Raw genomic sequence first — 10,232 nt, 5'->3', positions numbered from 1 at the left:
AAGCAAAAGGCTTTTTGATATAATGGTCAAAAGTTATACAGCCGCGCGCTATCAGGATCATTTTCTGGTAATTCGGTCAGACGCTGAGGCGTTGTATGATCAGGTATCGTGCTTTTTGAAATTGACTGAGGATTTATGTACAGAAAAAATTGAACTCCTTGCTGCAGAAGCTGCTGCTTATAAACAGCTAAAAGAAGTGAAATCGACAAACATTAGCTTGTCTGTAGTGGTTTGAACCTGGGAAATCCACTTCAACTGTAATTTAATTCCGGTTATGCCTATGAATTAATCAATTCCCTTGGTGAATTATCACAGGGCAACGAAAATAGGGAATATGTTATTGCTGACATCAGCCTCATAAGGAAAAAAGGTATAGTGCAAGTTCTAACTTCTATAAATATATTTATATTTGATGCCGTGAGCAAAGCAGTACTCTATTTAATGCTTCCTATACTCGTTTTTAACACGACTTTGCGTGAAGTATTGAAAACACCCCAGATTTTCCTGCATTTTATGCATCACCATCAGCTTGATGCTGATGTTGGGTTCATAGATTTTCTGGATATGCACTATTTTGGGCATGATCTGGATGATCATGATGATGATGAAGACATGAAACTGCCTTTTAAAAAGATGGATGGACACCTGCACATTTCTATCGGTGTCCCTGCCGAAAAGCTGGTGTTGCTGAAAGCTGCAAGTTTCTGTTTAATTACTGTGTTGACATTTGATCACCACCTTTTTCATATCAATCCGATGTGCGGCAACCTCTTCCGCCCGCCCATTTCCCTAGCTTAGACCTTATATCCCAATTTTTTTCCTGCCTGTCAACCATCAGGTAAGGAGTTTTATGTCTATGCTTTAATTTCTTGATTATGTTAAATCAAATCATTGGCTTTTCCATCAGGAACAAGCTGATCATTGCTTTATTTGTGCTTTCCCTGGTTGGATGGGGTGCTTATGAAGTTACAAAACTACCTATTGATGCCCTGCCGGATATCACGGATAACCAGGTGCAGGTAATTACAGTTTCACCTTCGCTGGGTGCTCCTGATATAGAACGCCTGATTACATTTCCTATTGAACAGGCCTGCAGCAGCATCTCGGGACTGAAACAGATCCGGAGCTTTTCACGTTTTGGCCTTTCACTCGTTACCATTGTTTTTAATGAGGAAACTGATGTTTACTGGGCAAGGCAACAGATTGCCGAACGCCTGCAACAAGTGCAGCAGGAAATTCCTGCCGGCATTGGTACGCCTGCCATGGCCCCGGTATCAACCGGTCTTGGTGAAATTTATCAGTATGTTGTTCGGCCAAAAAAAGGTTATGAGGGCAAATATGATGAACGCGAATTGCGGACCATTCAGGATTGGATCGTTCGCCGCCAGTTGTTGGGAACACCCGGTGTAGCAGAGGTTTCCAGCTTCGGTGGTAAGCTCAAACAGTACGAGGTAGCTGTCAGACAAGATCAGCTGAAGGCTTACGGCCTAACTATCGGTGATGTCTTTACAGCACTTGAAAACAATAATGAAAATACCGGAGGAGCCTATATTGAAAAAGGACCAACGGTCTTGTATATCCGCAGTGAGGGATTAACTACAAGTCTGGCTGACATCGAAAAAATCGTTGTGAAAACCCTGGCTAACGGAATGCCGGTACTGATGGGCCAGATTGCGAAAGTGCAGTACGGGGCGGCTATACGATATGGTGCAATGACCTATAATGCACAGGGCGAAGTTGCAGGAGCAGTGGTGATGATGCTGAAAGGAGAAAACTCCTCTGTGGTAGTGAAAAGGGTCAAAGAAAAGATTGCAGAAATTCAAAAGATGGTACCCGAAGGCGTAGTGATTGAGCCATTTCTGGACCGTACAAAGATGGTTGACAATGCCATCAGTACAGTAGAAACCAATCTGATGGAGGGTGCCCTCATCGTAATCTTTGTACTTGTATTTTTCCTGGGAAACTTGCGCGCGGGACTCATTGTATCTTCTGTGATTCCATTATCAATGCTGTTTGCCATCATCCTCATGAATAAGTTTGGTGTGGGCGGCAACCTGATGTCTTTAGGGGCGATTGATTTTGGATTGATAGTAGATGGTTCTGTAATCGTAGTAGAAGCTATTTTACATCGTTTTTCACACAGTAAGCACTTCAGGACATTGGAGAGCATCGATCAGAACCAGATGGACGCTGAGGTTGAAAAATCTACCGGTTCAATGATTAAATCTGCGGTTTTTAGCCAGATTATCATCCTGATCGTCTATCTCCCGATCCTTTCACTGGAGGGTGTGGAAGGAAAAATGTTTAAACCTATGGCATGGACTATCGCCTTTGCGATACTGGGAGCCTTCATCATGTCGATCACTTATGTTCCTATGATGTCAGCCTTGTGTTTAAACAAAAAAATCAGCCATAAAAAGAATATGACTGACAGGTTGATGGCCTGGATAGAACGACGTTATCAACCTGCTTTAAATAAAGTGCTTAACTTCCCCAGGTCTATTCTTGCCGTTACTCTTTCGCTGTTTGCGATCGCCGTCCTGTTGATGGGTACTCTCGGAGGAGAATTTATCCCCCAGCTGGAAGAAGGTGATTTTGCGGTAGAAACACGATTGCTGACAGGAAGTAACCTGAACAATACAATTGAAACCACACAGAAAGCTTCTAAAATCCTGCTGGCAAAATTTCCTGAAGTGCAGAAGATCGTGACCAAAATAGGTAGCGCAGAAGTGCCTACGGATCCGATGCCTTTTGAAGCAGGGGACATGATGGTGATTTTAAAACCCAAGAAGGAATGGGTTTCTGCAAAGTCCTTTCCGGAACTGAGCGCTAAAATGACCAAAGAGCTGGAGGCCGTGCCCGGAATCACCGTGGGGTTCCAGTTTCCTGTACAAATGCGTTTTAATGAGCTGATGACAGGCGCAAGACAGGATGTGGTGTGTAAGATTTTTGGAGAAGACCTGGACTCGCTGGCTGCTTATGCCCAAAAACTTGGAAGTATCATCGGAAAGGTAAAAGGTGCTGTCAATATTTACGAAGAACAAGTGACCGGTATGCCGCAGGTGGTGATCAAATATAACCGGGATGGCATGGCAAAATATGGCTTGAATGTAGGAGATATCAACCGTGTTGTGAATACTGCATTTGCAGGTCAGGTTGCCGGACAGGTTTATGAGGGTGAAAAACGCTTTGATATGGTAGTAAGGCTGGATGAACAAGCCCGGAGGAATATCAGTGATGTGGAGGGGCTGATGGTGCTGACAAAAGCAGGCAACCAGATTCCCCTGAAGATGGTGGCAAGCATTGACGAGGTTGAAGGTGTAAACCAGATCCAGCGTGAAGATACCAAAAGAAGGATCATAGTAGGGTTTAACGTAAAAGACCGTGATGTTCAGTCTATCGTAGAAGAGTTGCAGGCAAAGGCAGGACAGCAGCTTAATCTTTCCAAAGGATATACAGTCTCTTACGGCGGTTCTTTCGAAAACATGACTGCCGCTAAAGCACGTTTAACTATTGTAGTGCCAATTGCATTACTCCTGATCTTCCTGTTGCTCTACTTTGCTTTCAGTTCTGTTAAACAGGGCTTGTTGATTTATACGGCCATACCATTATCAGCTATCGGTGGAATACTCGCTTTGTGGATCAGGGACCTGCCATTCAGTATATCTGCTGGTGTAGGTTTTATTGCACTTTTTGGGGTGGCAGTACTCAATGGAATATTGTTGGTAACAGAGTTTAACCGCTTAAAGCAGGCAGGCTGGACAGATGTGAAGCGGATCGTGATCCATGCTACAAAATCGAAACTCCGTGCAGTTCTGATGACTGCACTCGTTCCCTCATTGGGATTTATCCCCATGGCAATCAGCACAGGGGCAGGTGGAGCGGTACAAAAACCGCTGGCCACTGTAGTTATTGGAGGCCTGCTGGTGTCTACACTTCTAACTTTATTTGTTTTACCGATGTTATATATGCTGTTTGAAAGGGGATTTGGCTATTTCCGCCCTAAAAAACACGTTGCGATCATAGCTGTGCTGCTGATCGCTGCAACGCTGCCAGCCAGTGCACAGCAGCGGGTGAGTCTGAAAGCGGCCCTGGATACTGCAATCAGGAATAACCTGAGCCTGAAAATTTCAAAAAACAACACAAAATACAGAGAGCAATTAACAAAGACTGCATTTGATCTGCCAAAAACGGGGTTGACATTTGACTATGGCAAGCTAAACAGTCTGGAAAACGACAATAAGTTTTCTATTGTGCAGAGTGTGGATTTCCCAACTGTTTACTCCCGGCAAAAGCAGGTGCTGAAAACAAATGTACATATCAGCGAGATGCAAATGAATACCGAACAGCTGAATCTCAGAACAGAAGTTAAGATAAACTACTACACCCTTCTTTTACTGAGCGAGAAGCGTAAGCTGCTGATCTGGGCAGACAGTATTTATGGTGCCTTCCTCGAGAAATCATCCCAAAGATTTAAATCCGGTGACGTGGATGTACTTGAATTGCGCACCGCAGAAAACCAGAAGCAGCAAGTTAGCAATCAGCTTGAACTATTGAGAACCGATTACACTCAGGTTTTAAACCGGTTTAATTTCCTGCTGAATAGCAGCAGCCGTATGGAACCCGCTGCAGATAGCATCGCTTATGCTGTAATGGGAAAATCCGAGGGCAACCCAACACCTGGGACCACTGAAAACCCTGTACTTAAGCTGAGTGCAGAGCAGATCATATTAGCCAAACAGGAGAAGTCCCTGGAAAGGAGCAAGCTCCTGCCTTCTTTGATATTTGGATACAACAATACCAGCATTATCGGATCACAGACAAATCGCATGGGTACATCGCAGTATTATGACGGTAGCAAGCGGTTTTCTTCTGTGAGCATTGGATTGGGAATACCTTTATTCTATGCTGCACAACAATCCCGGGTCAAAGCATCTGCAATTGCAGTACAGCAGAAAGAGAGGGAACTGGAGCTTCAGCGCAAAACATTGGATAATGACCTAATCAACGCAACAGAACGTTATCAGCAACTGGAAAAGCTAATCCGGTCCTATCGGATGGTGACACTTAACAACGCGGATGATATAATTAAAACTGCAACACTGAAGCTAAACGCTGGTGAAATTGCCTATCTCGACTGGGTAATTTTGATTAATCAGTCGATACAGCTGCGAAGCGAATATTATGATAAAGTAATGCAGTTCAACGAAGCTGCATTTGAAATAGAAAGAATTACAGCTACAGATAAATTATAGATATGAAAAATATATTAACAAGCGGACTTATCTGCCTGGCCATGCTTGCTGCCTGCAGCCATACGGATAAAAAGGAAGAAGAAGCAAACACTGAAAAAGCAATAATCATTGGTAAAGATGAGGTGCAGCTCAGTGCTGAACAGGTGAAAAATGCGGGAATACTGATAGGGAAGCCGGAATCAAAAGGTATGCACAGTACGATCAACGTGAATGGTGTGGTAGATGTGCCGCCGGAAAATATTTATTCAGTAAGTGTGCCTATGGGCGGTTACATCAAACAAATGATGCTGATACCGGGGATGAGCGTTAAAAAAGGGAGTGTCCTGGCAACCGCTGAAGACCAGCAGTACATACAGCTGCAGCAGGACTACCTGACTGCTAAGAACAAACTGAGGTTTGCTTTTGATGACTATAACAGGCAGAAAGGCTTAAACCTGACCAAGGCAACCAGCGACAAAATTTTCCAGCAGACTGAAAGTGAATACAACAATGAAAAGGTGATGGTCAATGCACTAGCAGAAAAACTGAGGCTCATAGGGATCAATCCAAACAGTCTCAATGAGAATAATATCAGCAGGACGATTAAAGTTTATGCCCCGGTCAGCGGATATGTGACCAAGGTGAATGTGAACCGTGGTAAATATGTGAATGCTGCCGATATCCTTTTTGAAATTATTAGTCCCGGCGCATTACATGTTGCCCTTACGGTTTTTGAAGGTGATGCCATAAATCTGAAAGTTGGTCAGAAGATTATCTGCACGACAACAGCTAATCCTGATAAAAAGTATGTTGCAAGAGTTGATCTGATTAAACGCAGCATTGAGGACGACCGCACAACCAGTGTACACTGCGACCTGGAAAACGGAGCTGATCTTTTACCAGGAACTTTTTTGAATGCCGCTATTGCGATAGCCCCCAAGGATGCGGATGCTGTACCAGACGAAGCCGTAGTAAAATGGGAAAATAAATATTATGTATTTTCACCGGCCGGTGCTGATCGTTACAAGATCGTTGCCGTAGAAATTGGTACCAGTCTTGCAGGTTTTACGGAGATCAGGGCCAGCCAGAAAATAGACGAGGTAGTAGTCAAGAACGCCTATGCCATTTTGATGAAGATGAAGAACAGTGCTGAAGGAGAATAAAATAAAATTAAGGCACACAAGAAAATAAGAACAGTTAAAATGGAAATATTAAAAAGCAGCTCATCTTCTGAAGCAATCCGCACTACGCAGCTAGGGATCTTAATCAGTATCATGCTGATTTTTGTAAAAGGTATATCCGGCCATCTTGGGCATTCCTATGCGCTTATAGCCGATGCTACAGAATCGGGTGCTGACGTAGTGAGTTCAGGTTTATTATGGGGGGCACTGAAATATGCCCAGCGCCCCGCAGATAAAGGTCATCCTTATGGGCACGGTAAAGCTGAACCTGTCGCGTCCATTCTTATCGGATTCTTCCTTTTGGGCGCTGCAGCCTGGATTACTTATCATGCTATAGGGCTAATCTCTACACCGCACGAATTACCTAAGACCTACACATTGTATGTTCTTCTCCTGGTTATCATTATCAAAGAGGGGCTTTTCCGGTATGTTTATAATGTAGGTAAAAACATTAATAGCCAGGCCGTCATTGCCGATGCATATCACCATAGAAGCGATGCAATTACATCTGTAGCAGCCTTGATCGGGATTTCTGTCGCACTACTGTTGGGCAAGGGCCACGAAAATGCTGACGACTGGGCAGCATTATTCGCCTGTCTTTTTATTATTTACAATGCATATCAGATCATCCGTCCTGCGATAGAAGAAATTATGGATAAAGCACCAACCGATGACTTGATCGTAGCAATCAGTGAGATTGCTGAACAGCATGTGAAGGTAAAGAGGGTAGAGAAATGTCATGTCAGAAAAATGGGTATGGACTATTATGTGGATATGCATATCGAGGTAGACGGCAATACGAATGTTTATACCGCTCATGAAATCGCTCATCAGGTAAAAGACCTGCTTCTCCGTTCAGGATTGCACGTTAAAGATGCCCTGATCCATGTGGAACCTTACCAGAATGATCTGAAAACGGATATTTTAACTTAAACATCACTTGAGCTTCAGCTTCATGGTCGTAAATGGACAGTAGAAGAGGACGCCCCTGCGTTTTAACAAATGCGGGGTTAGTGGGCAGGTTATCGATGTCTCAACAGGGAAGATGGCCTACGGGGAAAGATTCAAAGTAAGAGCTGGATTAAATCCGCAATTACATGATTTTTCAGCATGATTAGAAAAGTTTGGGAAAGTAGGATTTGAGTACTGCCGCGCGCTATCAGGATCATTTTCTGGTAATTCAGTCAGACGCTAATCTGATCCGGTCCTGTAAAGTTATCTTTTTCTCTTAATGATATAGGGCTTCATATCGATCCATTGTCGATTATCAGCCTGCCTGGTGATTACGATGAGATAATGATCTTTTCGGTGCGGTGTCAACAATTCTACGGCATCAGGATGACTTCCTTTGAAATTATAAACCCTGAGGTGCGGAATATTTGTCTGCTTGTCGGGGCGTAAATTATAAATTGGTTTAGTTTTGTAGTTTTTCATGGCCACTGATGCATGATTTTTCCAAAAATAGGGGTATTAATTAAATGAGTGCCTAAACTCCAGTGGAGAGAGATTTGTTTTTGCCCTAAATAATTTGCTAAAAGATTGAACGTGTTCAAAACCCAATTCGTGAGCAATCTCACTTACGGATAAATCGCTTGTCGAGAGTCTTTCCTTTGCTTTTTCAATCAATTTCCTATGGATATGCTGTTGCGTGTTTTCCCCGGTCAAGGATTTTAGTAAAGAGCCTAAATAGCTAGCGGAAACATTCAGGCGATCCGAAAGGTATTTCACAGAGGGGATACCTTTATGGTCCTTATTTCCGCTATTAAAGTGTGAATTTAAAATATTTTCCACCTTTTCCAATATTTGGTGATTAGACTTTTCACGCGTAATAAACTGACGGCTATAGAATCTGGCTGCATAATTTAGAAGCGTCTCCAGTTGTGACACGATAATGTCCTTGCTGAACTTATCAATATTGGAAAGATGTTCAGTTCTGATATTTTCTACTACTGCATTCAAAATCTTTTCTTCCTTTTCAGAAACAAACAAAGCCTCATTTGAGGAGTAGTCAAAGTAATCATACTGATGCATTTTTTTTGCTAATGAGGTACTCCATAAAAAATCGGGGTGTATAAGTAACATCCACCCCGATAGTTTTGAAGGTTCATTTGGTTCCTGAAAAATTCTAAAAATTTGCCCAGGTGAGATGAATAGCATAATGCCCTCATCAAAATCATATTCCTGTTGACCATACTTAAATTTTCCTCTAAAATTTTTTTTTAGAGATATGGCGTAGAAATCAAATGTTAGGCTAAGCGTTTCATCAGCTTCCGTCAAATCAGCCACGTCAATCACTGTAATTAGCGGGTGCTCAGGCTTAGCCAGTTTTTTAAATTGATGAAACTGGTTTATCGTTTTGATATGATATGGTTTAGATAGCTTCATAATGACTTACTAATGTCGATCTTTTATTTATAGTAAGCTGCGGCAAAGTCTTTTGCAAAATCTGTAAGTTTGACTTTTCCAAGGACGGGTTTATGTGTTTCATAGTCTTCACCCATTCTCCCTGAACTAATACTTGCATTCAAATCTACCAAATCCTGAGCAAACCTATCCGTCAGTCCCATTTTCAGGAAAGATAGTTTTACCGCCTCATCGGTAAATTCAGTCCACGTCAATTCTGGTTTTCCGATTGCCGAGCCAAGTATCCTTGCAGTCTCATTTGCAGTAACTTCATCACTTGCAACATAGCGAACATCCAAATTCCCTAATATTTCCTTATCGAATTCCTCCGCAACAGCGTCGGCAATATCTGTTGGACTAACCCAAACTAATTTATCAGTGCCTTTGTAATTTGTACCAATGATACCTGAGTTTTTTATCAGATCAATAAAGTTATATAAATTATAATAAATTGAACACGGTCTGATATAGGTTAAATGCACATCTGCTATTTGTTCTAATATCCGTTCAACATGATGACAACCAAGTATTGTACCTGTACCTTTATCCAGGTGAGCACCCCAGCTACTCAAGAAAACAACTCGGTCAACGCGTGATTGTTCGATTGCGTGTTTGTAATTTTGACCAATCCTTTTGTAATACTCCAATCCATTTGACTCTTTGAAACTTGGAGGAATCATACAATAGACTGCATTAGAACCCTCGAAAGAGTTTTGAAGAAAGGGAGTATCCTCTAAGGATCCTATAGCTGCTTTTGCACCAAGATCTTCAATCTCCTGTTTTCTATCTTTATTGCTGCTGATTACTGTAACTGAGTGTCCTTTTTTTATTAGTTCCTCAGACAGCGGTTTGCTTATGTTCCCTAAAGAACCTGTAACTACTATTTTCATTTTATTTGAATTTGTTACTACAAAATACCGTGTTTTGATTTTCAATTTTTTAGCCAGACTCACTATTATTGTAGTCATAATAAACAAGCGTCCCACAGTTAAAAAATCAATTTATGTGCTCTGCAGGTATCGGTTATAGCAATAAAATGAAGGGTATTGAGCCACAAGAGTAAACAGTGTTTTTATCAATCAACCTTCTGTTCCTGGAGTTGATAAGCCTTAAGATATACCTAAAAAACTATCATGGAAAAGAAAGAGATATTGTGCTTGGTGACTATAACTTCATTTATATCAATGTTTAGGGGCAAAAGCAAATCAGTCTAGCAAATCAAACAGATGTTCTTAGGCATTAATATGTTCCCACTGAAATTTGTATCAGTATATGTCACATGGCTGCACGTAGATTTCGTGTCTCAACGATAACATCATTCATCCGATCTAGCTGCGTCCTTAAAAACCGATTTTTTTGGTACTTATCAGTTTTAGATTTGGTCTCACGAATTTCGACTCTTGCCCGCTGATCT

8 protein-coding genes are annotated in these 10,232 nt (G+C 41.9%); 5 read left to right on the top strand and 3 right to left on the bottom strand.

Annotated elements, in window-relative coordinates; translation table 11 throughout:
• The 5 genes from ABWY16_RS04360 to ABWY16_RS04340 form a co-directional block, all read left to right on the top strand.
• On the top strand, positions 1–235 hold a 235-nt coding region (locus ABWY16_RS04360; protein ID WP_353903428.1), incomplete at its 5' end, for a hypothetical protein.
• A 182-nt stretch (positions 236–417) separates the two neighbouring features.
• Positions 418–798 carry a hypothetical protein gene (locus tag ABWY16_RS04355; RefSeq protein WP_353903427.1) on the top strand — a complete coding sequence of 127 codons (381 nt, stop codon included), beginning with the start codon at positions 418–420 and terminating at the stop codon, positions 796–798.
• Between the two features lie 77 nt (positions 799–875).
• Complete coding sequence (locus ABWY16_RS04350) at positions 876–5,255, top strand: CusA/CzcA family heavy metal efflux RND transporter (RefSeq protein WP_353903426.1); 4,380 nt, start codon at positions 876–878, stop codon at positions 5,253–5,255.
• A gap of 2 nt (positions 5,256–5,257) precedes the next feature.
• Complete coding sequence (locus ABWY16_RS04345; RefSeq protein WP_353903425.1) at positions 5,258–6,397, top strand: efflux RND transporter periplasmic adaptor subunit; 1,140 nt, start codon at positions 5,258–5,260, stop codon at positions 6,395–6,397.
• Positions 6,398–6,436: 39 nt separating this feature from the next.
• Complete coding sequence (locus ABWY16_RS04340; protein ID WP_353903424.1) at positions 6,437–7,348, top strand: cation diffusion facilitator family transporter; 912 nt, start codon at positions 6,437–6,439, stop codon at positions 7,346–7,348.
• Positions 7,349–7,630: 282 nt separating this feature from the next.
• Here ABWY16_RS04340 and ABWY16_RS04335 read toward each other — a convergent pair whose 3' ends face one another.
• The 3 genes from ABWY16_RS04335 to ABWY16_RS04325 are packed head-to-tail and all read right to left on the bottom strand — an operon-like array spanning position 7,631 to position 9,708.
• Positions 7,631–7,849 (bottom strand): hypothetical protein, encoded by a 219-nt coding sequence (locus tag ABWY16_RS04335; protein WP_353903423.1) that lies wholly within the window; start codon positions 7,847–7,849, stop codon positions 7,631–7,633.
• 36 nt (positions 7,850–7,885) lie between these two features.
• Positions 7,886–8,800: a helix-turn-helix domain-containing protein gene (locus tag ABWY16_RS04330; RefSeq protein ID WP_353903422.1), complete on the bottom strand. Its 915-nt coding sequence runs from the start codon at positions 8,798–8,800 to the stop codon at positions 7,886–7,888.
• A gap of 23 nt (positions 8,801–8,823) precedes the next feature.
• Positions 8,824–9,708: an NmrA family NAD(P)-binding protein gene (locus ABWY16_RS04325; RefSeq protein WP_353903421.1), complete on the bottom strand. Its 885-nt coding sequence runs from the start codon at positions 9,706–9,708 to the stop codon at positions 8,824–8,826.
• Positions 9,709–10,232: the final 524 nt, after the last annotated feature.

The organism is Pedobacter sp. (assembly GCF_040513095.1).
Classification (GTDB): Bacteria; Bacteroidota; Bacteroidia; order Sphingobacteriales; family Sphingobacteriaceae; genus Pedobacter.
Note: the sequence above shows the minus strand (reverse complement) of the source record. Positions and strands in the feature narration are given on the sequence as shown.

Bases quoted from the DNA above. Each gene is read 5' to 3' on its own strand.
- ABWY16_RS04350 (WP_353903426.1), top strand. From the start codon at position 876: ATGTTAAATCAAATCATTGGCTTTTCCATCAGGAACAAGCTGATCATT.
- ABWY16_RS04345 (WP_353903425.1), top strand. From the start codon at position 5,258: ATGAAAAATATATTAACAAGCGGACTTATCTGCCTGGCCATGCTTGCT.
- ABWY16_RS04340 (WP_353903424.1), top strand. From the start codon at position 6,437: ATGGAAATATTAAAAAGCAGCTCATCTTCTGAAGCAATCCGCACTACG.
- ABWY16_RS04335 (WP_353903423.1), bottom strand. From the start codon at position 7,849: ATGAAAAACTACAAAACTAAACCAATTTATAATTTACGCCCCGACAAG.
- ABWY16_RS04330 (WP_353903422.1), bottom strand. From the start codon at position 8,800: ATGAAGCTATCTAAACCATATCATATCAAAACGATAAACCAGTTTCAT.
- ABWY16_RS04325 (WP_353903421.1), bottom strand. From the start codon at position 9,708: ATGAAAATAGTAGTTACAGGTTCTTTAGGGAACATAAGCAAACCGCTG.